This window comes from Parasphingorhabdus sp. (genome assembly GCF_049667325.1).
GTDB lineage: Bacteria > Pseudomonadota > Alphaproteobacteria > Sphingomonadales > Sphingomonadaceae > Parasphingorhabdus.
Map to the genome: position 1 here is coordinate 1 of NZ_JBATHY010000246.1, position 22,164 is coordinate 22,164.

The window sequence follows — 22,164 nt, forward strand, 5'->3', positions numbered from 1 at the left end:
AAGCTGCGGATAATGTCTTTTCCGCCAAGCATAATTTGCAGACCGGCGGCCGCGAAGTACGGCTGGTCGGGCTGGACAGCGAAATCGCGCTGCCCGATCGCAGAAAGACAGGCATTGCCGAATTTGACCGGGCGGTGGGCGGTGGTCTGGTGGCCGGGTCGGCGACTCTTATGGGCGGTGACCCGGGGATCGGGAAATCCACGCTCTTGTTGCAAGTCTCTGCGCGACTGGCCGAGGCGGGGCTTTCGGTGGCCTATATTTCGGGCGAGGAAGCGGCGGATCAGGTGCGGTTGCGGGCGAGGCGGCTGGGGCTCGGCAAAGCACCGGTCAAACTGGCTTCGGCGACATCGGTGCGCGATATTCTCACTACATTGGGACGCGACGCGCCGGATTTTGTGGTGATTGACTCGATCCAGACCATGCACAGCGATCTAATCGAAGGCGCGCCGGGAACGGTCAGCCAGGTGCGCGCCTCGGCGCAGGAAATCATCAAATTTGCCAAGGAACACGGCACGATGGTGATGCTCGTCGGCCACGTGACCAAGGACGGCAATATCGCCGGTCCGCGTGTGCTGGAACATATGGTCGATACGGTGATGAGCTTTGAAGGCGAGCGCAGCCATCAGTATAGAATATTGCGGGCGATCAAGAACCGCTTTGGCGGGACCGACGAAATCGGTGTGTTTGCAATGGAGGAGTCGGGCCTCACCGAAGTGTCCAACCCATCCGCATTATTTCTGACTGACCGCAGCGAGGAAGTCACCGGGGCAACCGTATTCCCTGCCATGGAGGGCACAAGGCCGGTGCTGGTCGAAATCCAGGCGCTGACGGTCAGGCTGGCGAGCGGCGCAACCCCCCGGCGGTCTGTGGTCGGATGGGATGGTGCGCGGCTGGCGATGATATTGGCGGTTCTCGAAGCGCGCTGCGGCCTCAGTTTCTCGGGTGCCGAAGTCTATCTCAATGTCGCAGGCGGCTACCGCTTGACCGACCCGGCTGCCGATCTGGCCGTAGCAGCGGCGCTGATTTCTGCTCATGCGGAACGTCCAATGCCCAGCGATGCCGTGATATTTGGAGAAATTTCCTTGTCGGGTGAAATACGCCCGGTTTCCCGCACACCGCTCCGCCTGAAAGAAGCATCCAAACTCGGCTTCGAGCGCGCGCTGATACCGGCGTCTGGCGAAAAGAGCGGCGGCAATATGAAGAAACTGGAATTTGCCAAACTCGCCAATCTCGTTGACCATATGCTTGACCGTGACTAGCTAGACCACATGACCGGTCTTGATATTTTTGTGCTGATTTTGATGGGCGGGGCAGCGGTCCTCGGATTCCTCAGGGGCTTCGTTCAGGAAGCGCTTTCTCTGGGCGCCTGGATAATGGTCGTTATCGGTGTGCGGACCCTGCATTCGCCGATCACCGACCGCCTGATCGACCCGGTTGGCAGCGAGAGCGGCGCCTCGGTGCTCGCTTTTGCTGCCATAGTGATCGTGACTTACGCGCTGGGCCGGTGGATCGCCAGATCGATTGGTGCCAGATCGCGCAAGTCCATGCTCGGTCCGATTGACCGGGTACTCGGTTTCGGTTTTGGCATGGTCAAGGGTCTCATCGGCGCAACGTTGCTCTATCTGCTGGTCATTCTGGTCCATGACAGCCTTTACGGTGCAGAAACCGCCCGGCCGGAGTGGCTTGCAGAATCGCGCACATATCCGCTGCTTAATGCCAGCGGCACCGCCATGGTCGATTTTGTCGAAGACTCGGAGCTATCGGCAGACGAGGTTACGGAGGCTGGCGAATGAGCGACGCCCTTTACACGCGCGACATTCTGCGTCTCGCGGTTTCGATCCCGCATCAGCAACGGCTGGAGAATCCGGACGGCAGCGCCGAACAGCGTTCGCAGACTTGCGGAAGCGTGGTTGCAGCCGATGTGATAATAGCAGATGATGGTGTGCTGTTAGAGTTGGGGTTGATGATAAGTGCCTGTGCGCTCGGGCAAGCCTCCGCAGCGATTTTGGGCGCAGAAGCTATAGGCCGGACCGCCTCGGACATCATCCACGCCCGCAGCAACCTGGCTGCTTTCTTCGACGGAAAAGCGGAATTTCCGGGAATATGGCAAGATATGGATAAACTGGTTGTTGCCAAAGACCATCAAGGCCGTCATGGCGCCATCCTGCTTCCTTATGATGCGCTGATCGCGGCCTTTGCAGATGCCGCCAAACGAAAGGCTGCCTGAACCATGGAAACCGAACCCCATATGGCGGATTTGCTGCTGGGCGGGTTCGTCATGCTCGGTGCAGCACTGGTCATGGTGCTTGTATTTCGCCGGTTTGGCATCGGCGCTGTTCTCGGTTATCTGATCGCCGGTATATTGGTTGGCCCGCAAGGCTTCCAGCTGATCAGCAACGCTGAAACAATACTCGAATTTTCCGAAATCGGTATCATTCTTCTGCTTTTCATCGTCGGGCTGGAGCTGGCTCCGGCTCGACTGATGCGCATGCGTCAGGCGATTTTCGGGCTCGGGTTCAGCCAGGTCGTATTGTGCGGTATTGCGCTGTTCCTGCTGATCATGGCGACAACCAACTTCACTCTCGCTGCATCTATTGCCATTGGCTTGCCGCTGGCGCTTTCCTCGACTGCGCAGGTGCTGCCCATGCTGCAATCATCCGGCAGAATGAATACGCCGACCGGGGAAAAGGCGTTCTCGATCCTGTTGTTTCAGGATCTCTCCATCATCCCGCTACTCACCATAATCGCGGCGCTATCGCGCGCACCGCAGGAAGATGGCGGGCAATCGGGATGGCTGACCGCACTTTACGCAGTTGTAGCGATCGGTGGACTCATACTCGTCGGCAAATATTTGCTGCAGCCCTTGTTAAAAGTGATTGGTCGGATTGCCGAGCGCGAGCTGTTCATCGTCGCCGGACTTGTCGCGGTATTGGGCAGTGCCGCATTGATGGAATTCATCGGGCTGTCACCGGCTTTGGGCGCTTTTGTCGCCGGGGTAATGCTTGCCAACTCCCCCTATCGCCACGAACTGGAAGCGGACATTGATCCGTTCCGTTCGTTATTATTGGGCTTCTTTTTCCTTGCCGTTGGCATGATGCTGGACCTCGATGTTGTGTTCGAGAATACCGCATTTGTCGTCGGTGCGGCCTTCGCGTTGGTTGCGGTAAAAATCGCGATTATTTTCGGGCTTGGCAAGCTCTTCGGCATGGATACCAACCCGGCTCTGGCGATGGGAATGTTGCTTAGCCAGGGTGGAGAATTCGGCTTCGTGCTGTTCTCCGAAGCTGAAAAGGCGCTCTTGATCGAACCGGAAGCGAGCAGTCTGTTCGGGGCCGTTATAACCATTTCAATGGCGACGACTCCCTTTTTGATGTTGCTCGCGCGGCGATTCAGCAGCGCAAGGAACAAAGTCGAAGCCGATCTCGACGATCCGGGCAAGGCCGATCGAGCATCGGTCATCATTGTCGGCCAGGGCCGATTTGGCCAGACCGTCTCCCAAATGCTGCTGGCGGCAAAAATCCCGCTGACGTTGATCGATATCAAGCCCGAGCAGATCGACGTGCACCAGCAATATGGTGCCAAGGTCTTTTATGGTGACGGAACCCGTGTCGATCTTTTGCGCCGCGCGGGAGCGCATGACGCGGATGCCATCGTGTTCTGCATGGACGATCAGGATTTCGGTCCCGAACGTGTACGCGAAATCGTGCAATCCTTTCCGGAAACCAAGATTTTTGTTCGGGTCTATGACCGCCGCCAACTGATCGCACTAAAGGGGCTCGGCGTCGTGGGAATGAAACGGGAAGTTTTCGAGTCTGCGATCCACCTTGCCAAACAGACAATGTACGCGATTGATATCGATGATCGCCTGATCGATGAGGTTGACGAAGAATTCCGCCAACGTGATTGCGATCGACTGGAAGCGCAAATCAAGTCTGGCGGTGACATGTTTGCCGGAGCGGAATTAAGATTCGGAAACGATCTACCCAAGCAATCCTGACCCCGATTTGCAGGGCCGGCTAGGCCGATTCGTCCAGAAATGCGGCAACGTCTTCCAGTTCCACATCTTTCGCCAGAAATGTCTGGCCAATGCCATTGGCGAGCAGAAAGGGACGGGTCCCCCCGCTCATTTTCTTGTCGTGCATCATATGGTCCACCAGACTCTGACCCGACGCGTCAACCGATGCAGTGGCCAGGTTATAGGGCAGGCCTACCGACTTTAGATGCCCTGCCACGCGTTCCGCATCCGCTGGGTTGCAATGGCCGCGCCGGACCGAATATCCAAAGGCTAGCGCCATGCCTGCAGCAACAGCTTCCCCATGGACCAGCTTATCCGAAAAGCCGGTTTCCGCTTCGAGCGCGTGGCCAAATGTATGGCCAAGATTGAGCAGGGCACGACGGCCGCTGAGTTCTTTCTCGTCTTCCGCGACGATCAGCGCCTTAGCGCGGATGCTATGGCCAATCGCTTCGCTCAGAACTTCCGGGTCGCGGTTGAGCAATTTGCCGCTATTTGCCTCGCACCAGGTGAAGAAATCGGCATCGTTGATCAATCCATATTTGACGACTTCGGCATAGCCGGCACGCAATTCCCGATCCGGCAGGCTGTTCAAAACGAGCGGATCGATCAGTACAAAACGGGGTTGATAGAAATGCCCAATCAGGTTCTTGCCCGCTGCGCTGTTGATTGCTGTTTTGCCACCGACGCTGCTGTCGACTTGCGCAAGCAGGCTGGTGGGTATCTGGACAAATCCGCACCCGCGCTTGACAATTGATGCGGCAAATCCGGTGAGATCACCGATCACGCCGCCACCGAGCGCCACGAGCGTATCGGACCGCTCAACTCCTTGCTCCAGCAGCCAGTCTGTTACCTGTTCCAACTGGCGCCAACTTTTGGTCGTCTCACCCGCAGGGAGGCTTTTCACGACAAGTGCAATCCCGCTTCCGTCAAAGGCTTGCTTCAGTTTCGGCAATATTTGTGGGCTGACATTCTCATCGGTCAGAATGAAAAGCCGACGATTATTGGCAAATCGCGCGAGAGAGGTCTCTGCCCGCTCCAGCGCGCCGGGCTCGACCAGTATCGGGTAGCTTTGCTCGCCTAATTCAACAGTGATTTGGGTCAACGCTGCAATGCCTCGATAATTTTCTCTACAGTGATCTCATGGGGCGAATCATTGCCGGTAACATGAATATGTGCAGTGGCATAAACCGGATTTCTTTTCGCCGCCAGATCGCTCAAGATCTTCGCCGGATCACCAGATTTCAGCAATGGTCTCGTGTTGCGCCGGGCAACGCGTTTGACCAGCGTGTCCAGATCAGCGTCCAGCCAGACCGCGATTGCCTTTTCCAGAATCAGCGCGCGGGTTTCCTCGTTCATGAACGCTCCGCCGCCGGTTGCGATAACCTGGCGCTCTCCGTCCATCAATCGAGCTATGACGCGCCGTTCTCCATCGCGGAAATAGTCTTCGTCAAAACGATCGAAAATTTCTTCAACGGAGAGTCCCGCCGCCCGCTCGATTTCCTCGTCGGCGTCCACAAAGGCAAGACCGAGATGTTTTGCCAAGCGTCGGCCGACCGTCGTTTTGCCGACTCCCATCAATCCGACGAGCACAATTGACCGGTCTGGCACGAAATCTGGTCTTTCACCGGAATTTCCTGCTGAATTGTCGAAAGAGGCTTTAATGTTTTTGTCCATTGGGGCAAAGGCTATACAGCGGTTGGCTAAGGGTGCAATTTCCAATGCTGATTATGCTAGTTTTTTAACCGTTCGAAAGATTGAGCCACATCCATGCCACGTAAGTTGGTCTATTTAATTCTGTTTATCGCAATCTTGATCGGTGCGGCCTTTTATTTGGCTTCGATGGATGTTGAACAGCCGCTGCAACCGGTTGAAAAGCCAGTAATTGGTGATGATCTGTAATAAGATGCGGATGCGTATCAAGCACATATCTTTTGCTGCAGTTAGCCTAGGTGCGCTATTGGTGGCGCTTCCGGTGCTCGGGCAGAACTCGCCGGAGTCATTGCTTCCTCCAGGATTTGCAGATCCCACTCCCGCACCTGGCCCCACACCCTCAATCGCGCCGACGCCAGCCCCGGGTCCGGTTTCAGCACGACCCGCCACCTCCCAGCCAAGCGATTCGTCGAGCCGGACCGTTGATGACCGGACCATTGCCGATATAGGCCAGAATTTGCCTTCACTGACGCTGGATGAGAACGGAGAACTCGATCTGAACGCGCTGGACGAAGCGCTCCAGCCCCAATATCGTCTTTCGGCCGGTGAGCGGCGTTCGATGTCGGAAATCGGCGTTCTAACACCACAGCACCGTGGCCTGCCATCTGATGCTTTCGGCCAGGAGGGTGGTCAATATCTGACCAATTTGATTAGAAACTTGAATGGTCCGATCATTTCTCGCTGGAGTTCGATACTGCTCCGACGCACTTTGCTTAGCAAGGTGGCCAGTCCCGAGAATGTAAACCCGGCGGATTGGACTGCCGAGCGAGCTTGGCGCTTGCTTCTGATGGGCGAGGCTGATGCTGCTCGCTCGCTGGTTTTGAAAGTCGACCGTGATAACTATACGCCGCGCCTTTATGAAGTGGCGATGCAGGCGCATCTGGCGACCGCCGATCCGGCGGGTATTTGTCCACTTGTCGATGGTGGCGCGCGCGTCAGTAAGGCACCGACGTGGACCATGTTTCGGCCCATATGTGCTTCTCTTTCGGGCGAACAAAGCCGAGCGACCAGCTTGCTCCAGCAGGCGCGACGAGACAAAGCGGCAACTGGGATCGACTATTTGCTGGCCGAAAAGACAATTGGTGCCGGTTTTGAAGGTCGCAGAGCGGTTAGCATCCTGTGGGACGACATTGAATTTTTCAACAACTGGCGCTTTGGCTTGGGCGCAGCTACCGGTGTCGAACCGCCGGACCGTCTCTATGCCCAGGCCGGCCGACATGTTCAGGGTTGGCGCGCTCGCGCACCGATGCTGTCGATGGATTCGCGGATAAAAGCGGCGGATACTGCCGCCGCCATGGGCGTGGTATCAAACCAGGCAATGGTCGATCTTTATGCGGCGACATATGACGATCCCGAAGCGAGCGATGATCGGAAGGCCCTGGCGTCGACTTTGCGTCAGGCATATACCAACAACACGGCGAAATCGCGTATCGCAGCCATGCGCGATTTGTGGGGCCGGTCTAAAAGCACGCTGACGCGATATTCGGCTACTATACTGACCGCTCGCGCAGCCGCCAAAATTCCTCCGTCAGCTGCACTTGGTGATCAAAGCGCAGAACTAATCGCCTCGATGCTTACCGCCGGGCTTGATCGCAGTGCCATGAGATGGGCGGATATTGTCGATCAGGGCAGTGATGGCTGGGCCCTGTTGGCGGTGGCTTCGCCGAGCAAGAATATCCCGGTCTCATATGATGCGCTGGGAGATTTTGGCAGCAATGACGCCAGTGAAGAGCAACGGCGCAGCAAATTTTTGCTTGCAGCGCTCGCTGGCTTGGGAAGAGCCGATCAAGAAACCATCGATGATTTCGCGAAAGATTTGGAAGTGGATTTGGGTCGATCCACCAAGTGGACCAGGGCCATCCAGTCGGCCACCCGGCGCGGTCAGCAGGGAACAGTGGCCCTGCTCGTTGCTGTCGGGATGCAAGGTCGGGATTGGAAAGCGATGTCGCCATTGCACCTCTATCACATAATGCAAAGTTTGAGACGTGTCGGACTGGAGCCAGAAGCACGCATGATTGCGGCTGAAGCCTTGTCGCGGACCTAGGCTTTGCATCGAGGGCTGCGAGGTCTATTCGTGCACGATATGAGTGATGATGCCAATCTGATCGAACGATTTCTCGAAATGCTGGTCGCTGAATCCGGCGCATCACAGCATACTTTATCGGCTTATCGGACTGATCTGGAACAGGCGTCGGCAATCGCTGGCGGCAGATTGTCCCGCGCGGATCGCGAGATGATCAGGAAATTGCCTTCGCATTGGCGGAAATTGCAGAACAGCACGGTCGCTCGCAAATCGTCGAGCCTGCGGCGCTTTTTTGGATTTCTCGTGGAAGAAGGGTTTCGAGAGACTGATCCCTCCAATGCTCTGCCTCGACCAGGTTTGGTCCGTTCACTGCCCAAGACGCTTTCTCACGCAGAAATCGGCGATTTGTTCCAGCTGATTGCCGAGCAGCTGGAGTGCAAGCCGGTTAAACCGGCGACCGTCCGGCTTTCTGCGATTATGGAACTGCTTTACGGTTCGGGACTCAGGGCGAGTGAATTAACAAGCTTGCAGCGATCATCGCTATCCGGCGACAAGCCGTATTTGATCATCAAGGGGAAGGGCGAAAGGGAAAGATTGGTCCCGATTTCGCAGCAGGCCCGCGTTGCCGTACGCCGATGGACCGAATTTGTTAATCCCAAGGAAACATGGTTATTCCCTTCGCAAAAGGGCCACATAAGCCGGATCAGACTGTATCAGATCATCAAGGAGCACGCTGCAAGGGCAGGGATCAATCCGGCAAAAATCAGCCCGCATGTCCTGCGTCATGCTTTTGCCACCCATCTTCTTGAAGGGGGGGCAGATCTACGCGCTTTGCAAACGCTGTTGGGTCATAGTGATATCAGTACGACGCAAATCTACACGCATATCGACAGCGCGCGCCTGGTCGAGCTGGTGAATAGTCGCCATCCATTGGGCCAACGGAATCTCGCGCGTTGACGTTTCGTCCGTCCGGTTCTAACTCATTTTCATGACATCATATCTCGATTTCGAAAAACCGATCGCGGCTCTTGAATCCCGTATTCTTGAACTAAAAGATACAGCCGACGAGGGTTCGCTCGATATCGAAGCGGAAATCGGAAAACTGCAAACCAAGTCAGCCAAAATGCTGGCCGACACGTATTCCAAGCTGACTCCTTGGCAAAAAACGCAGGTCGCCCGTCATCCGGAACGTCCGCATTTCAAAGATTTCACTGCAGGCCTGTTCGACGAGTTTCTACCGCTAGGCGGTGATCGTAATTTCGGTGATGACCAGGCTATTATCGGCGGTTTTGCTCGATTGGGAGATCGTCGACTGGTTGTGATCGGTCACGAAAAAGGTGATGATACACAAAGCCGTTTGCGGCATAATTTTGGCATGGGAAAGCCGGAAGGTTATCGTAAGGCGATCCGTTTGATGGATATGGCCGACCGGTTTTCGCTCCCGGTATTGACCTTGGTCGATACATCCGGAGCATTTCCCGGTGTGTCGGCAGAAGAACGAGGGCAGGCTGAAGCAATCGCGCGGTCGACTGAAAAATGCCTCTCGCTTGGCGTCCCGATGGTTGCGATAATTGTCGGCGAGGGTGGTTCGGGCGGCGCTGTGGCATTGGCTGCTGCAGAGCGGGTATTGATGTTTGAACATGCAGTCTACTCGGTCATTTCACCCGAAGGCTGTGCTTCGATCCTATGGCGCACTGGTGACAAGGCTGATGTGGCTGCAGATGCAATGCAAATAACAGCGCAAAATCTGGAAAAACTAGGCGTTATCGACCGGATAGTGGCGGAGCCTGTTGGCGGTGCGCACCGCGACCAGAAACTGGCTATTGCAACGCTAAGTAAAGCGATTGAAGAAGAATTTGAACAGCTCGAGAAGCTCGATCGCGAGGCGCTGAGGAGATTGCGCCGAGAAAAATTCCTTCAAATTGGGGCGCTTTGAACCACAAACAAAGGTTTTGCGTCAGCTGCAGCGGTTGAAACACCAATTTACGAGTGGAACCCTTTACCCGTTGATCCGTTCTTATACATTGCGACAATGAGGAGCTTGCTATGAGAATATTTGCTACACGACTGACGACACGAATGATGAGTGCTGCCGGAGTCATCGCTTTGGTAGCGTGCACCGGAAGCGGCGCCGGTGCTGGCGCGGTTGATTCGGCGGGAAGCCAGTCAGGCGAATCCCGATCGATATCGGCGGCAGAAAAACAGAAAGGTGCGGAAGCCCATCCGCAATTGCTCCAGGAGTTCGGCGGTGCATATACCGGTCCCCAGGTAGGCTATGTCGTGGAAGTGGGACAAAATATCGCCGTACAATCAGGCCTCGGAAACGCGCGAAGCGACTTCACCGTAACCCTGCTCAACAGTCCTGCGAACAACGCTTTTGCTATTCCGGGCGGCTATGTCTATCTCACACGGCAGTTGATGGCATTGATGAATGATGAGGCGGAGATGGCTGGCGTGCTTGGCCATGAAGTCGGCCATGTTGCTGCGCGACATAGTGAAAAACGACAGAAGGCAGCAACGCGCAACAGCATTTTGGGCATTTTGGGTCAAATAGGTTCTCAGGTCCTGCTTGGTGATTCGGCTATCGGGCGGATCGGACAGGAAGTATTCGGCACCGGCAGCCAGCTTTTGACGCTCAAATACTCGCGTAAACAGGAATATGAAGCTGATGATCTGGGAATTCGCTATCTGGCCTCGGCCGGCTACGACCCTCAGGCGCTCTCAACCATGCTATATTCCCTGGCTGCACAATCGGCAATCGATGTGAGAGTGGCGGGCCGTGACGCCCGCAGTGCGCCAGAATGGGCGAGTACCCACCCCGACCCTGCACGCAGGGTATCACGCGCAGCGACAAATGCTGGTAAATTGCCTGGATCAGGTGGTGCCCGCAACCGCGACCGGTTTCTGCAGAAACTGGATGGCATATTATATGGAGATGATCCCAAACAGGGGGTGATCGAAGGAAATAGTTTCCTCCATCCGGATCTCAAGCTGAAGTTTAGTGTTCCCAGCGGTTTCGCCATGCAAAATGGTGCGCGCGCGGTCTCGATCACCGGGTCGAGTGGACAGGGACAATTTACGACTGCCGCTTACAACGGAAATATGGAATCCTATATTGATGCTGCTTTCCAGAGCCTTGCAGGCAAGGGCAAGGCCATTTCTCGCGGTTCGATAGAAAGAACAACGGTCAACGGGTTGCCGGCATCCTATGCGATGGCGAGAGTCGACAGCAATAACGGCCAGGTTGACGTGACTGTCTTTGCCTATGAATTTTCAAAAAGCAGCGCCTACCATTTCGCAACCATTGCTCCGGCCGGGAGCGCTTCGGTCTTTTCACCAATGTATCAGAGTATTGCCAGGCTTTCTGCAACAGAAGCCGCCGCGATCAAGCCACGACGGATCGATGTTGTAACGGTAAAAAGCGGAGATACAATTTCAAGCCTGTCTTCGCGGATGGCCTACACGGCTTACCAACAGGACCGGTTCATGGTGCTCAACCGGTTGCGCGCAAATGACGGGTTGCAGATTGGCCAGAAAGTTAAAATCATAACGTACTGATTTTACCAGGCACAAAAAAAGACGGCAGCCTGATGGCTGCCGTCCCTTTTTTTACCAATAATCCGAAGATTAGCCAGCCATCGAGTTTTCGACTTCGGTGAAGGTGTTGCTGAGGGTGTTACCCAATTGACCCATTGCAACAATAGCTGCAACAGCGATCAGAGCAGCGATCAGGCCATATTCAATGGCGGTCGCGCCTTCTTCATTCTTGAACAATTTACGTACGATTTTCATGTCTGGTCTCCTAGATTTGACAAACTTCACTTACCCAATTGAACATTTTTATGTCCAATATTCAGCAGCCTAGAATAGAAACCTTACCAAAAGATTAAGTGCGGAGGCTTTTATGAAACTTCAGTTACCTGATTGGCAACATCGTTCCACATAAATACGGTTTGGTCGGCAACACCGGTAATCGCAACAATCGCGGTCAGAGCGATGAGAGCCAATATCAAACCATATTCAACGGCCGTCGCACCCGTGTCAGAAAGATATAATTTTTTAAAAAGATCAATCATGTCTCTCTCACCGCGGATAAAGTTCTGCTAAGTCGTGAACGAGACCGGTTTCACAGAAATGGATTAACAAAATCCTTACATCGCACAAAAAAATGGCAAAAAATCCGACATATCTGTTTGTCGCTGCCGCTGCTCTCATCGACCAGAATGGCAGAATTCTGGTACAGAAGAGACCGGAAGGCAAGCCGATGGCCGGCCTCTGGGAATTCCCCGGAGGCAAGATTGAACCAGAGGAAACACCGGAAGCCGCGCTGATTCGCGAGCTGAACGAAGAACTGGGTATCATTGTCAAAAAGCAGGAAATCGAGCCCGTTGCCTTTGCCAGCGAGGCCGTGGGGGATCAGCATCTGATCCTCCTGCTATATATATGTCGCCAATGGACAGGAAATGTTGAAAGTCCGGACTCGCTTGAGCTGCAATGGTTGCCGGTCTCTGCGTTTCATGATCTCCCAATGCCTCCAGCAGATGGTCCTTTGGTCCAAATGCTGTCAAACAGTCTAGAGGGTCCGCCTTAGTTGTCTGTTTCGCTCTCGCCGCGCCGGGACAGTGCCGTTGTAAGAGATTCCTGCCCGCTACCGCGCCGTGCCGGTTTCGGTTGGTCGGGGTGGGGCGCCCATGCGCAAAGATATAATATGGTAACGCTTTCAGAGAATTTTCCGTCCGCTCCGACTCGAGCCGCGAACAAGGATCGAATGCGGTCGTAAACATTCCGACCGATGGCAGAGATGCTGCCGGTCATGATATTGCTGCCTCCCACGTCTCTGATGTCTGATATCAGACGTTCGAGGCTGGAATAATTCAAGCGCAAGCTGTCGCTGTCCGCGACCGGCATTGTAAGTCCGGCACGCGACAAGAGATCACCCGCCGTTCTGACATCGATTTGCGGATGGATATGTGCGGAAACACGGTTGCCCTCGGCTTCCATGATCACGGATTTGAGCGATGGAAAACTTTCTGCGCTGATCAAGCCGGCCAACAACAATCCGTCGGGGACCAATATTCTACGCAGCAAGACCAGCGCGCCGGGCAAGTCATTGACGGTGTCCAGTGACCCTATATTGATAATCAAATCAAAGCTGTGGTCAGCAAAAGGCAAACGATCATCATCGCATATTACGCCGCTGAGTGATTTCACAACCCGGGCGCTGGAGTCCGCGATGACCACCTTCATGCCGCGCTTTTGCAGATCTCTACCAAGGCCTTCCCCAGCTAGTCCGATTATCAATGCTCTCCGAAATGTGCGTTTGACTATGTCAAGCCGCTGGAGAATTTCGTCGGCCATAATCTGCGAGAGAAAATCTGCACCCATTGCCCGTGCGTAGGCGCGATCTCGGACGATGCGTCTTCGTTTGCGGTTAAAAACTTCGGGAACATTGACTGTATCGGTCATAAGGTCTTGTGGCTTTAGGAGCGCTGGACAAAAAGATCAAATGCCGTTGCCAGCCGTGTTGAAACCTTTGATTGATTTTGCCTTGCCGCCAAGATGTCCCGTGTGTGGCGTCACTGTGGAAGCCGATAACCGGTTTTGCCTGTCCTGCTGGCGACAACTCGATTTTCTTGCAAGACCCTGGTGCGCAGCTTGCGGATTGCCGCTGGCGTTCGAAGGCCCTGAGGATCGCCTTTGCGTAAAATGTCTTATAGATCCGCCGATCCACGACGGGGTCCGGGCCGTGGTCCGCTATAATGACCAGAGTTCGCTGATCGCAATGCGCTTGAAATACGGTACCCGCTTGGGGCTCGCGCGACTGATCGCCGAACATATGCAGGAATTCGTCGGAGAATGTTCTGACGATGCTACCATCGTTCCGGTGCCTCTCCACCGGTCGCGCTTGTGGAGCCGCGGGTTCAACCAGTCAGTGCTTATAGGCAGAGAGCTCTGTCGAAACACCGGAATCGCGATGAACTATAACCTTATTTGTCGTCATAAGGCTACGCCGCCGCTGAGAGGTATGACGGGTAAAGAACGCCAAAAAACTGTCGATACGGCATTTGCACTGCGGGGCGATGCACGACCAAGCATTGCTGGCAAGTCGATCTTGTTGGTCGACGATGTTTATACAAGCGGATCAACGAGCAGTGCCTGTGCCCGGCTGCTCAAAAAGGCAGGGGCCAAACAAGTTCTCGTTTTCTGCTGGGCCCGGGTTATAAGCGAGATCGAAAATGGCTAGATTCATGTGCAGTTAGGTAGCACTTAAATCCCATTGGCTGGTAGCCCATTTGCACAAAGATGGTGGAAAGATCGAAAAATGTCGAAAGTTGAAATATACACAAAGTTCACTTGCGGTTTCTGTTTCCGGGCCAAGGCCCTGCTCAAAAACAAGGATGTCAGTTTCCAGGAGACTGACATCACCATGGGTGGTAAAAAACGCGAGGAAATGATCCAGCGATCTGGCGGCAGATCGACGGTTCCGCAGATATTCATTGATGACCGCCACATCGGAGGTTCGGACGATCTCGACGCATTGGACCGGTCCGGAGAGCTCGATGCGCTTCTGGCGAGCTGATCTGTCTTGAAAATCGCTCTGGCCCAAATGTGCAGCGGCATTGATCCGACCGTAAATGCCGAGCAACTCTCTTGGCTAATCGCCGAGGCGGCTGCCGGGGATGCGACGATGGTTTTCTCGCCAGAGATGACAGGGATGCTGGATCGGAATCGATCGCGAGCTGCCCAGGTGATCCGGGTTGAAGCAGATGATGTCGTTCTGTCGACCGCCCGGTCCGAAGCCAAGAAAGCCCGGATATGGGTGCAGCTCGGGTCTCTTGCAATCCGGAATTCCAGTGAACCGGAGGAGAAATGGGTCAACCGGTCGTACCTGATAAATCCCGACGGTGAAATTACCGCACGCTACGACAAGATTCACCTGTTTGACGTGAATCTTAGTCCGGATGAAACGCTGCGGGAATCCTCTGCCTATGCAGGCGGCCGCGATGCGGTAGTGGCGGCGCTCCCCGATGCAATGCTGGGAATGTCGATCTGCTACGATGTCCGGTTCCCGGGGCTATACGAATCCTTGACCAATGCCGGTGCGAATATATTGTCAATTCCCGCGGCGTTTACGGTTCCGACCGGCAAGGCCCATTGGGAGATATTGCTGCGCGCACGCGCGATCGAGGCCGGTGCCTTCGTTGTCGCGGCTGCGCAATCTGGCGATCACGAGGATGGCCGTTCCACTTTTGGCCATTCGATGGTCGTCGATCCCTGGGGTGAGATTTTGCTCGATATGGGTCAGCGGGTCGGACTCGATTTCTGCGATCTGGATCTAACGAGAATTGCCGAGGCGCGTTCCCGCGTTCCAGCTGTTGCAAATCGCAAAAAGTTTAATGTACCGGCAAGTCTCGCATGATAGTTTTCGACCTGATCTGCGTAGAGCGAGAGCATCGGTTTGAGGGATGGTTTGGATCCTCGAAAGACTATGACGACCAGCAAAATCGGGGATTGTTGGAATGCCCGGTTTGCGGCAGCTTCAATATTGCCAAGGCAGCGATGGCACCAAATCTGGGCAGGAAGGGCAATCAGGAGACGGCAGCAACCAAATCAACGCATAAACGCGCTGAGCCGAGCGATGCCAAGCCGGTGAGCAATTTGGTGGCCGTGCCAGCCGAATATCGGGAAATCATTGGCAAGCTTGCCAAGGCGCAGGAAAAGCTTCTCGCCAATTCCGAATGGGTCGGCGACAAATTTGCCAGTCGGGCCCGCGACATCCATTATGGTGACGCGGATGAAAAACCCATTCACGGAACCGCATCGCAAGACGAGGTTGCGGATCTGGTTGAAGAGGGCATCGCGGCCCTGCCTTTGCCTCTGCCGGTTCTGCCACCAGAATCCAAAAATTGATTCTGGCATGCGACCGCCAATGTAGCTAAGCCCGCTATCACAACGCGCCCGTAGCTCAGTCGGATAGAGCATCAGATTCCTAATCTGGGGGCCACAGGTTCGAATCCTGTCGGGCGCACCAAATCCCTGTCCGTCAGCTAGGCAAGTCTATTGAATAATCTGCGCGGGAAGCGAGCAGCGATTTCAAGCCAACGCCACGATGCTCGCCAGGATAAGGCGGACAAGATCTGCCTGACCGCGGGTGCCGGTTTTCGCATATATGCGTTTTGAATAGAGCCGTGTGGTTTCATGGGTCAAACCGAGCAGGTTTGCGGCTTCCCTGATTGTCACGCCATGACTGATATGCAGAGCGAGCCGTGCTTCCTGAATTGTGAGGCCGAAGAGATTGGCGAGATGGTCGCTGCGTTCGGCGCTGTTGGATCGCTCGCCATGGACAAAGGCAATGGCGATAGGCTGGAGCGCGCCGGGCAGGTCACCCGGCGGATTGGTGAGTAGCATATCCAGCCACGGTTCGTCAGACAGATGCACGGTCCGGACCACGCTTTCGCCGGCCTGACGCATTTTCAGAAACTGGCGCAAGACGCCTTGGGCATCGGCGCGCTCGGCGATCAGCCGTCCATCGGGCGATTTGCGCAAAGTTTGTGCTTCCTGCACCAATGCTTCCGCCTGTTCGCTCATATCGATGATCCGGCCGGAGGCATCGAGCATGAACCAGCCAAAATTGAGCCGCATGATTGCATCGGCGGAAATACCCGCCTTCAGCCTTTGCCGCTCCAGTTCGGAATGGGTGCCGGCGGCAATCGCGAGATGATTGGCGAGGGCGCCTAGCAGCGCGCCGTCACTAGCGGAAAAATCGCTCTCTTTGCGGCTCAAAGAAATCCAGATTTGCCCGCCATTGGGTTCTGCAACTCGCATGATCCGGGCAAAGCGGACGTCGGGGTCTCGCAAGAACAGCGCTTTGAACCGGCTGTGATGCGGTCCGTTCGGGTCGACAAACTCGTCGAGAGAATAGACCCGGTTGAGCCGCATTGCGTTGTGCGGTAGCGCCGCGACCTTCCCGGAGTCTTTCTGGTAAATTTCATTTATGTCATCGGTATCCTGTTTTACCGCCGGAATTTGAACAGATTGTAGCCAGTCATGGTCACCTTTGAAAAACAGATTGGCATAGTCCGCTGCCGTTCTGCGCTTTAGCTGCGCCAGAAAATTCTCCCATGGCGGTGCGCCTAGCGTGCCGCGGTGGAGGGCGGCGATCAGATCATGTTCTTCGCTCAATATTACTGACATTTTTCGTATATATCCCATTTGGGAACTCCATGCGAATTAAAAGCGCGTAATATGCTTCCAACTCTTCCAATTGGACGAACATGTGACCCGTATTTTGACCCATTTAGAACGGCTTGAAGCCGAAGCCATCCATATCATGCGCGAAGTCGTGGCCGAGGCGAAAAAGCCGGTGATGATGTATAGCGTCGGCAAAGACAGCGCAGTTCTGCTGCATCTCGCCAAAAAGGCCTTCTATCCGTCTCCTCCGCCATTTCCGCTGCTTCACGTCGATACGACCTGGAAATTCAAGGACATGTATGCGCTGCGTGAAAAGGCGGCGCAGGATGCGGGGATGGAATTGATCGTCCATCATAATGCGGAAGCAAAAGAGCGCGGCATCAACCCGTTTGATCACGGCCCGCTCCACACAGACATGTGGAAAACCGAAGGACTGAAGCAAGCGCTCGATCTCCATGGCTTTGACGTTGCCTTTGGTGGCGCACGGCGCGATGAAGAGAAAAGCCGCGCAAAAGAGCGCGTATTTTCATTCCGCACCGCCAGCCATGGCTGGGACCCCAAGAACCAGCGGCCCGAATTGTGGAATCTCTACAACGCCAGGAAAGCCAAGGGAGAAAGCATCCGCGTTTTCCCGATCAGCAACTGGACCGAGCTTGATATCTGGCAATATATCATGGCGGAAAATATCGAGATAGTGCCGCTGTACCTCGCCGCGATGCGCCCAACCTATATGCACGAAGGCAGCCTGTTCATGGCCGATGACATTGAACGTCTCGAACAGGTGATGGGCCACAGACCCGAAATCACCAACCGGTCGGTCCGGTTCCGGACGCTGGGGTGTTTTCCGTTGACCGGAGCAGTCGAAAGCACCGCATCGACCCTCGCCGAAGTGGTGCAGGAAATGCTGCTCACCACCACCAGCGAACGGCAGGGGCGCGTGATCGACAAGGACGAAGGTGGAGCTGGCATGGAGAAGAAGAAGCAGGAGGGCTATTTCTGATGGCCGATAGCAGCGGAACAGACCCGATCTACAAGACCGACGCGCTGATCGGGGAGGATATTGACGCCTATCTCGCCCAGCATCAGCATAAGCAGCTGCTCCGCTTCATCACCTGCGGCAGCGTGGATGACGGCAAAAGCACGCTGATTGGCCGGCTGCTCTATGACAGCAAGATGATCTTTGAAGACCAGCTGGCGGCGCTGGAAGCGGATAGCAAGAAATCGGGCACGCAGGGACAGGAGATAGATTTCGCGCTGCTGGTGGATGGTCTCGCTGCGGAGCGAGAACAAGGTATCACCATCGACGTTGCTTACCGGTTTTTTGCGACGGAAAAGCGCAAGTTCATCGTTGCCGATACCCCGGGCCATGAACAATATACCCGCAACATGGTGACCGGCGCCTCGACGGCAGATGCCGCTGTCATTCTGGTCGACGCGCGTAAAGGCGTTCTGGTCCAGACGCGGCGTCATTCCTATCTCGCTCATCTGCTCGGTATCAAGAATCTGGTGCTGGCAGTGAACAAGATGGATCTGGTCGATTATAGTCAGGACATATTTGACAGGATCGCCAAGGAATATGGAGAATTTGCCGCAGAAATTGGTATAGAAAGCTTCACCGCGATCCCGATTTCGGGCTTCAAGGGCGATAATATTACCGACGCGCCATCGGCAAATATGCCTTGGTATAACGGACGTGCGCTGATCGCCCATCTCGAGAATATCGAGATAGCGACCAATTCCGCGCAGGAAAAACCGTTTCGGATGCCGGTGCAATGGGTCAACCGCCCCAATCTCGATTTCCGTGGTTTTGCCGGACTGATTTCCGCCGGTATTGTGAAAAAAGGCGATCCGGTCCGTATCGTACCGTCCGGCAAGAACAGCATTGTGAAAAGCATTGTCACTCTGGATGGCGAACTGGATGAAGCGGTTGCTGGCCAGTCCGTCACCATTCTCCTCGAGGACGAAGTCGACTGCTCGCGCGGTGATGTGATCGCTGCCGCCGGCGATCCGCCCGAAATTTCTGATCAATTTGAATCCACCATCGTCTGGATGAGTGACGAAGCGCTCAAACCCGGCCGGGGCTATTGGCTCAAGCTGGCCACGCAGACGGTTAGCGTATCGGTGCAGGAGCCGAAATATGAAATCAACGTCAACACGATGGAGCATCTCGCAGCCAAGACTCTGGAGCTGAACGCCATTGGTGTTGCCGAAGTGCATACCGACAAACCGATCGTGTTCGAATCCTATGCCGACAGCCGTGCGCTGGGCGGGTTCATTCTGGTCGACAAGATCACCAATGCCACGGTTGCCGCAGGGATGCTGCATTTCAGCCTGCGCCGCGCCGCCAACGTCCACTGGCAGGCAACGACAATCACGCGGGAAGAGCACGGGTTGCTCAAAAACCAGACGCCGCGTGTGCTGTGGTTCACCGGCCTCTCGGGCTCGGGCAAGTCGACCATCGCCAATGAAGTGGAAAAGAGCCTCAATCTGATGAACCGCCATACCTTTCTGCTAGACGGGGATAATGTTCGCCATGGTCTCAACAAGGACCTGGGTTTTACGGAAGCGGACCGGATCGAGAATATCCGGCGTGTCGGCGAAGTGGCAAAGCTGATGACCGATGCCGGATTGATCGTGCTGACCGCCTTTATCAGCCCGTTCCGCGCCGAGCGGCAGATGGTCCGGGAAATGCTGCCCGAGGCCGAGTTTATCGAGATTTTCGTCGATACGCCGCTGGAGGTTGCCGAAGAGCGTGATGTGAAGGGCCTGTATAAGAAAGCCCGAAGCGGCCAGTTGAAAAACTTCACCGGTATCGATAGCCCCTATGAACCTCCCGAGAGTCCTGAAATCCGGGTCAATACGGTCGAGATGACTCCCGCTGAGGCTGCCGAACATATCATCCGACAGATCATGCCGCTGAAATGAGCAATATTATGACGGACGCAGAGCTTGCCGCCGATCTCGCACAATCAGCCGGGCGGATTTTGATGGAATTGCGTGAAGGCAGCGGGTTCGAAGGCAATGAGCTTGGAAAAGCCGGGGATGAGGCAGCCAACGAGTTTCTCGTCAATGCCTTGCGAGAAAAGCGGCCCGATGACGGCCTGCTTTCCGAAGAAAGCAAGGACACCGGGGAGAGGCACAGAAGATCGCGTGTCTGGATTGTCGATCCGGTCGATGGCACGCGGGAATATGGGGAAGGGCGATCGGACTGGGCGGTTCATGTCGCGCTCGCCATTGATGGCGTTGCGTCCATAGGCGCGGTCGCGTTGCCGGCTCTTGATGGCGGCGTTGTCCTGCGCACCGATAAAATCCGCCAGTTGCCCATTTATGATGGTCCGCCGCGCCTGGTTGTCAGTCGTACGCGACCGGCAGCAGAAGCAGTTTCCGTAGCCAAGCGATTGGGTGGAAAACTGGTGCCAATGGGCTCTGCAGGCGCCAAAGCGATGGCTGTGGTGCGAGGCGAGGCCGAAATATATCTCCATTCTGGCGGCCAGTTTGAATGGGACAGCTGCGCGCCTGTGGCAGTTGCAACGGCCTATGGCCTTCACTGCTCGCGCATCGACGGATCACCGCTCCTTTACAACCAGCGTGACACCTATATGCCTGATCTATTGATCTGCAGGAAGGAATGGGCGGACAGGGTTTTCGCGACGTTGAAAGGCTGAATATACAATAGCGGGATGGGCTATCAAATATTACCCCCTGCGCGGCCTTCTTCCAGCAAAGAGCTAGCGACAAATAGCAAATACTCGGGATCAAATGGTTTTTTCACATAGGCATCCGCTCCGGCATAGGCAGCAAGACTGACATCCTTGTCGCTTTGCCTGCCGGTCAGCATCAGTACCGGCATATCATACAAGGCTTGGTTTAGCCGCATTCGTTCAAGCACCTGTATCCCGGAAAGTTCGGGCATCGAGCAATCGAGAATGACGAGATCCGGCAGTTTGAGAGCGATCGCCCGCAAGGCAGAAGTGCCGTCACCCACCACCCCGACGACATGTCCGTCCTTGGCCAATGTGCTGCGCACGATTTCACCCATCAGTTCATCGTCTTCTGCATAGATAATTCGGGCCATCGCTTCGTTTATCCTTTCATGCCGCTTCGAGGAAACGCTCGACCGCGAACTGTGTTTTCCGAGGCCGGTCCGCTATCTTCCACTGCTTCAGTCCATCTTCGATCAGTTTGGCATGATTGCCCAAATTTTCTTCACCAAACATAGCAGCAGTACCGGCCAGCTTGTGCATTTGATCGGCTACTTCGCGGATCTCGGAACTGGAAAAAGTGCCCTTTCTCAGTAGGCTGGAAACACTGTTGATCGCTGCTTCCTTGCGCAACCGATAGCGGTGGATCAGATCATCGGACATACCGCCATGGGCTTCTTGCGACCGGTGACAATCTTCGTCCTCGCGCTCGGGCCTCAGCCAGTGCTGCAAAATAGAATCAAGATTAGAGATATCGATTGGCTTCGCAATATGAGCCTGCATACCCGCAGCCAGGCAATTTCGAATGTCATCGCCGAATGCGTTCGCAGTGATTGCAATTATCGGAAGCATTTCTTTGGAGATCCCGCTTGCGCGGATCATCCGCGTGGCTTCATAGCCGTCCATCAAGGGCATCTGGATATCCATAAGTACAAGATCAAATGGGTTTTGCTGAGCTATCGACTGATCTATTCGCGCGACTGCCTCGGCACCATCTGTGGCCATTTCGGATTCATATCCCAACCGACTGGTCATGGCTTGAATTAGAATTTGGTTGACATCGTGATCTTCGACCAAAAGCAGTCGGGGTTTGGACTTGGCTAGATTTTCAGTTTTGGATTGGCTCGGCAGCGACTTTTCTGCCGGCGTTTTACGATGATTTTGAGTCTGGCTCATGCTTGTTCCCCATTTTTTTTGGCTCTCGCAATTTGCGTTCCCGTTTCAAAATGGGGTCACGTGGGCCGATATGAATGACGGTGATTTGGAGCGTTAGTTAAGGAACAAATCTCGTTGCAGCCGATGGCGGTAGGCTTAGCAATCTTCTGTGCACGATAGTCACAGGGCAGATTTTAGCTGAGAACATGCAGCCAATTCCCGGTCTCGAAGCTTTTACTGGTAAAAATAGGGCCGCAAAATTTCGCCGGATTACGCGCTAAGTGGCTGTTATAATGAAATTGGTTCCGGCCGGGATGGTTAATTTACCGCTGTTCGACCCGTTATTACATCAAGACACGGTCGTGGTC

Annotated in this window: 25 protein-coding genes, 1 tRNA gene and 1 pseudogene; 18 read left to right on the forward strand and 9 right to left on the reverse strand. The window is 54.9% G+C overall.

All coding sequences use genetic code 11. The annotated features are described in order from the left end of the window. From radA to WBM93_RS10985, 4 genes are all read left to right on the forward strand, one after another. Positions 1 to 1,259 (forward strand): DNA repair protein RadA (radA, locus tag WBM93_RS10970; RefSeq protein WP_424431795.1); only part of this gene is annotated, 1,259 nt, incomplete at its 5' end. A gap of 9 nt (positions 1,260 to 1,268) precedes the next feature. Next, positions 1,269 to 1,793 (forward strand): CvpA family protein, encoded by a 525-nt coding sequence (locus WBM93_RS10975; protein WP_424431797.1) that lies wholly within the window; start codon positions 1,269 to 1,271, stop codon positions 1,791 to 1,793. Next, positions 1,790 to 2,227: an iron-sulfur cluster assembly scaffold protein gene (locus WBM93_RS10980; protein WP_424431799.1), complete on the forward strand. Its 438-nt coding sequence runs from the start codon at positions 1,790 to 1,792 to the stop codon at positions 2,225 to 2,227. The genes WBM93_RS10975 and WBM93_RS10980 overlap by 4 nt, the downstream gene beginning before the upstream one ends. Before the next feature lie 3 nt (positions 2,228 to 2,230). Further along, on the forward strand, positions 2,231 to 3,997 hold the full coding sequence (locus WBM93_RS10985) for a monovalent cation:proton antiporter-2 (CPA2) family protein (protein ID WP_424431801.1): 1,767 nt from the start codon (positions 2,231 to 2,233) through the stop codon (positions 3,995 to 3,997). 19 nt (positions 3,998 to 4,016) lie between these two features. Here WBM93_RS10985 and aroB read toward each other — a convergent pair whose 3' ends face one another. From aroB to WBM93_RS11000, 3 genes are all read right to left on the reverse strand, one after another. After that, complete coding sequence (aroB, locus tag WBM93_RS10990) at positions 4,017 to 5,117, reverse strand: 3-dehydroquinate synthase (protein ID WP_424431803.1); 1,101 nt, start codon at positions 5,115 to 5,117, stop codon at positions 4,017 to 4,019. Beyond that, entirely contained in the window at positions 5,114 to 5,623 is a 510-nt protein-coding gene (locus tag WBM93_RS10995; protein ID WP_424431805.1) for a shikimate kinase, read from the reverse strand. Before WBM93_RS10995 ends, aroB begins: the two co-directional genes overlap by 4 nt. Before the next feature lie 180 nt (positions 5,624 to 5,803). After that, complete coding sequence (locus tag WBM93_RS11000) at positions 5,804 to 6,163, reverse strand: hypothetical protein (RefSeq protein ID WP_424431807.1); 360 nt, start codon at positions 6,161 to 6,163, stop codon at positions 5,804 to 5,806. 19 nt (positions 6,164 to 6,182) lie between these two features. Between WBM93_RS11000 and WBM93_RS11005 the strand changes: the two genes are divergently transcribed. From WBM93_RS11005 to WBM93_RS11020, 4 genes are all read left to right on the forward strand, one after another. Continuing rightward, positions 6,183 to 7,769, forward strand: coding sequence for a hypothetical protein (locus WBM93_RS11005; RefSeq protein WP_424431809.1), 1,587 nt, complete (start codon positions 6,183 to 6,185; stop codon positions 7,767 to 7,769). A 39-nt stretch (positions 7,770 to 7,808) separates the two neighbouring features. Next, positions 7,809 to 8,705, forward strand: coding sequence for a tyrosine recombinase (locus WBM93_RS11010; protein WP_424431833.1), 897 nt, complete (start codon positions 7,809 to 7,811; stop codon positions 8,703 to 8,705). A gap of 31 nt (positions 8,706 to 8,736) precedes the next feature. Then, positions 8,737 to 9,684, forward strand: a complete 948-nt coding sequence (locus tag WBM93_RS11015; RefSeq protein WP_424431810.1) for an acetyl-CoA carboxylase carboxyltransferase subunit alpha — start codon at positions 8,737 to 8,739, stop codon at positions 9,682 to 9,684. Positions 9,685 to 9,827: 143 nt separating this feature from the next. After that, positions 9,828 to 11,306, forward strand: a complete 1,479-nt coding sequence (locus WBM93_RS11020; protein ID WP_424431835.1) for a M48 family metalloprotease — start codon at positions 9,828 to 9,830, stop codon at positions 11,304 to 11,306. Between the two features lie 69 nt (positions 11,307 to 11,375). Here WBM93_RS11020 and WBM93_RS11025 read toward each other — a convergent pair whose 3' ends face one another. Next, on the reverse strand, positions 11,376 to 11,540 hold the full coding sequence (locus tag WBM93_RS11025) for a Flp family type IVb pilin (RefSeq protein ID WP_424431812.1): 165 nt from the start codon (positions 11,538 to 11,540) through the stop codon (positions 11,376 to 11,378). A gap of 110 nt (positions 11,541 to 11,650) precedes the next feature. Beyond that, a complete protein-coding gene (locus tag WBM93_RS11030) occupies positions 11,651 to 11,824 on the reverse strand; it encodes a Flp family type IVb pilin (protein ID WP_424431813.1) in 174 nt (57 codons plus the stop codon). A gap of 92 nt (positions 11,825 to 11,916) precedes the next feature. On the opposite strand from WBM93_RS11030, the gene WBM93_RS11035 reads away from it, so the two are divergent. Next, a complete protein-coding gene (locus tag WBM93_RS11035; protein WP_424431815.1) occupies positions 11,917 to 12,339 on the forward strand; it encodes a (deoxy)nucleoside triphosphate pyrophosphohydrolase in 423 nt (140 codons plus the stop codon). On the opposite strand, the gene WBM93_RS11040 is transcribed toward WBM93_RS11035, so the two are convergent. Further along, entirely contained in the window at positions 12,336 to 13,214 is an 879-nt protein-coding gene (locus WBM93_RS11040; RefSeq protein ID WP_424431817.1) for a class I SAM-dependent methyltransferase, read from the reverse strand. The genes WBM93_RS11035 and WBM93_RS11040 overlap by 4 nt on opposite strands. A gap of 40 nt (positions 13,215 to 13,254) precedes the next feature. Between WBM93_RS11040 and WBM93_RS11045 the strand changes: the two are divergent. The 6 genes and pseudogenes from WBM93_RS11045 to WBM93_RS11070 all read left to right on the forward strand — a co-directional run. After that, positions 13,255 to 13,449, forward strand: a pseudogene (locus WBM93_RS11045) (double zinc ribbon domain-containing protein); the annotation flags it as partial. A gap of 45 nt (positions 13,450 to 13,494) precedes the next feature. Next, positions 13,495 to 13,992 (forward strand): ComF family protein, encoded by a 498-nt coding sequence (locus WBM93_RS11050; protein ID WP_424431836.1) that lies wholly within the window; start codon positions 13,495 to 13,497, stop codon positions 13,990 to 13,992. 78 nt (positions 13,993 to 14,070) lie between these two features. Continuing rightward, positions 14,071 to 14,328, forward strand: a complete 258-nt coding sequence (gene grxC, locus WBM93_RS11055) for a glutaredoxin 3 (protein WP_424431818.1) — start codon at positions 14,071 to 14,073, stop codon at positions 14,326 to 14,328. Positions 14,329 to 14,334: 6 nt separating this feature from the next. After that, a complete protein-coding gene (locus WBM93_RS11060) occupies positions 14,335 to 15,168 on the forward strand; it encodes a carbon-nitrogen hydrolase family protein (RefSeq protein ID WP_424431820.1) in 834 nt (277 codons plus the stop codon). After that, the gene (locus WBM93_RS11065; RefSeq protein WP_424431822.1) at positions 15,165 to 15,659 is read left to right on the forward strand and encodes a DUF1178 family protein; all 495 of its coding nucleotides are present in this window, start codon (positions 15,165 to 15,167) and stop codon (positions 15,657 to 15,659) included. The genes WBM93_RS11060 and WBM93_RS11065 overlap by 4 nt, the downstream gene beginning before the upstream one ends. A 44-nt stretch (positions 15,660 to 15,703) precedes the next feature. Beyond that, a tRNA-Arg gene (locus WBM93_RS11070) sits at positions 15,704 to 15,780 on the forward strand. Between the two features lie 62 nt (positions 15,781 to 15,842). On the opposite strand, the gene WBM93_RS11075 is transcribed toward WBM93_RS11070, so the two are convergent. Then, positions 15,843 to 16,943 carry a helix-turn-helix transcriptional regulator gene (locus tag WBM93_RS11075; RefSeq protein WP_424431824.1) on the reverse strand — a complete coding sequence of 367 codons (1,101 nt, stop codon included), beginning with the start codon at positions 16,941 to 16,943 and terminating at the stop codon, positions 15,843 to 15,845. 82 nt (positions 16,944 to 17,025) lie between these two features. Between WBM93_RS11075 and cysD the strand changes: the two genes are divergently transcribed. The 3 genes from cysD to WBM93_RS11090 are packed head-to-tail and all read left to right on the forward strand — an operon-like array spanning position 17,026 to position 20,605. Continuing rightward, positions 17,026 to 17,940: a sulfate adenylyltransferase subunit CysD gene (gene cysD / locus WBM93_RS11080; protein WP_424431826.1), complete on the forward strand. Its 915-nt coding sequence runs from the start codon at positions 17,026 to 17,028 to the stop codon at positions 17,938 to 17,940. Then, positions 17,940 to 19,865, forward strand: a complete 1,926-nt coding sequence (gene cysN, locus WBM93_RS11085) for a sulfate adenylyltransferase subunit CysN (RefSeq protein WP_424431828.1) — start codon at positions 17,940 to 17,942, stop codon at positions 19,863 to 19,865. Before cysD ends, cysN begins: the two co-directional genes overlap by 1 nt. A gap of 8 nt (positions 19,866 to 19,873) precedes the next feature. Further along, a complete protein-coding gene (locus WBM93_RS11090; protein WP_424431829.1) occupies positions 19,874 to 20,605 on the forward strand; it encodes a 3'(2'),5'-bisphosphate nucleotidase CysQ in 732 nt (243 codons plus the stop codon). A gap of 23 nt (positions 20,606 to 20,628) precedes the next feature. Here the strand turns inward: WBM93_RS11090 and WBM93_RS11095 are convergent, their stop codons facing one another. Next, a complete protein-coding gene (locus WBM93_RS11095) occupies positions 20,629 to 21,015 on the reverse strand; it encodes a response regulator (protein WP_424431830.1) in 387 nt (128 codons plus the stop codon). Between the two features lie 16 nt (positions 21,016 to 21,031). Continuing rightward, entirely contained in the window at positions 21,032 to 21,817 is a 786-nt protein-coding gene (locus tag WBM93_RS11100; RefSeq protein WP_424431832.1) for a response regulator, read from the reverse strand. Between the last annotated feature and the right edge of the window lie 347 nt (positions 21,818 to 22,164).

What these genes read in the sequence shown, in the direction of transcription:
- WBM93_RS11095 (WP_424431830.1), bottom strand. Translation starts at nt 21,015, where the DNA reads ATGGCCCGAATTATCTATGCAGAAGACGATGAACTGATGGGTGAAATC.
- WBM93_RS11035 (WP_424431815.1), top strand. Translation starts at nt 11,917, where the DNA reads ATGGCAAAAAATCCGACATATCTGTTTGTCGCTGCCGCTGCTCTCATC.
- WBM93_RS11065 (WP_424431822.1), top strand. Translation starts at nt 15,165, where the DNA reads ATGATAGTTTTCGACCTGATCTGCGTAGAGCGAGAGCATCGGTTTGAG.
- WBM93_RS11020 (WP_424431835.1), top strand. Translation starts at nt 9,828, where the DNA reads ATGATGAGTGCTGCCGGAGTCATCGCTTTGGTAGCGTGCACCGGAAGC.
- grxC (WP_424431818.1), top strand. Translation starts at nt 14,071, where the DNA reads ATGTCGAAAGTTGAAATATACACAAAGTTCACTTGCGGTTTCTGTTTC.
- WBM93_RS11090 (WP_424431829.1), top strand. Translation starts at nt 19,874, where the DNA reads ATGACGGACGCAGAGCTTGCCGCCGATCTCGCACAATCAGCCGGGCGG.
- WBM93_RS11000 (WP_424431807.1), bottom strand. Translation starts at nt 6,163, where the DNA reads ATGGTCCGGTCATCAACGGTCCGGCTCGACGAATCGCTTGGCTGGGAG.
- WBM93_RS11010 (WP_424431833.1), top strand. Translation starts at nt 7,809, where the DNA reads ATGAGTGATGATGCCAATCTGATCGAACGATTTCTCGAAATGCTGGTC.
- WBM93_RS10985 (WP_424431801.1), top strand. Translation starts at nt 2,231, where the DNA reads ATGGAAACCGAACCCCATATGGCGGATTTGCTGCTGGGCGGGTTCGTC.
- WBM93_RS11030 (WP_424431813.1), bottom strand. Translation starts at nt 11,824, where the DNA reads ATGATTGATCTTTTTAAAAAATTATATCTTTCTGACACGGGTGCGACG.
- WBM93_RS10980 (WP_424431799.1), top strand. Translation starts at nt 1,790, where the DNA reads ATGAGCGACGCCCTTTACACGCGCGACATTCTGCGTCTCGCGGTTTCG.
- WBM93_RS11100 (WP_424431832.1), bottom strand. Translation starts at nt 21,817, where the DNA reads ATGAGCCAGACTCAAAATCATCGTAAAACGCCGGCAGAAAAGTCGCTG.
- WBM93_RS11075 (WP_424431824.1), bottom strand. Translation starts at nt 16,943, where the DNA reads ATGTCAGTAATATTGAGCGAAGAACATGATCTGATCGCCGCCCTCCAC.
- WBM93_RS11015 (WP_424431810.1), top strand. Translation starts at nt 8,737, where the DNA reads ATGACATCATATCTCGATTTCGAAAAACCGATCGCGGCTCTTGAATCC.
- WBM93_RS11040 (WP_424431817.1), bottom strand. Translation starts at nt 13,214, where the DNA reads ATGACCGATACAGTCAATGTTCCCGAAGTTTTTAACCGCAAACGAAGA.
- WBM93_RS10975 (WP_424431797.1), top strand. Translation starts at nt 1,269, where the DNA reads ATGACCGGTCTTGATATTTTTGTGCTGATTTTGATGGGCGGGGCAGCG.
- WBM93_RS11025 (WP_424431812.1), bottom strand. Translation starts at nt 11,540, where the DNA reads ATGAAAATCGTACGTAAATTGTTCAAGAATGAAGAAGGCGCGACCGCC.
- cysN (WP_424431828.1), top strand. Translation starts at nt 17,940, where the DNA reads ATGGCCGATAGCAGCGGAACAGACCCGATCTACAAGACCGACGCGCTG.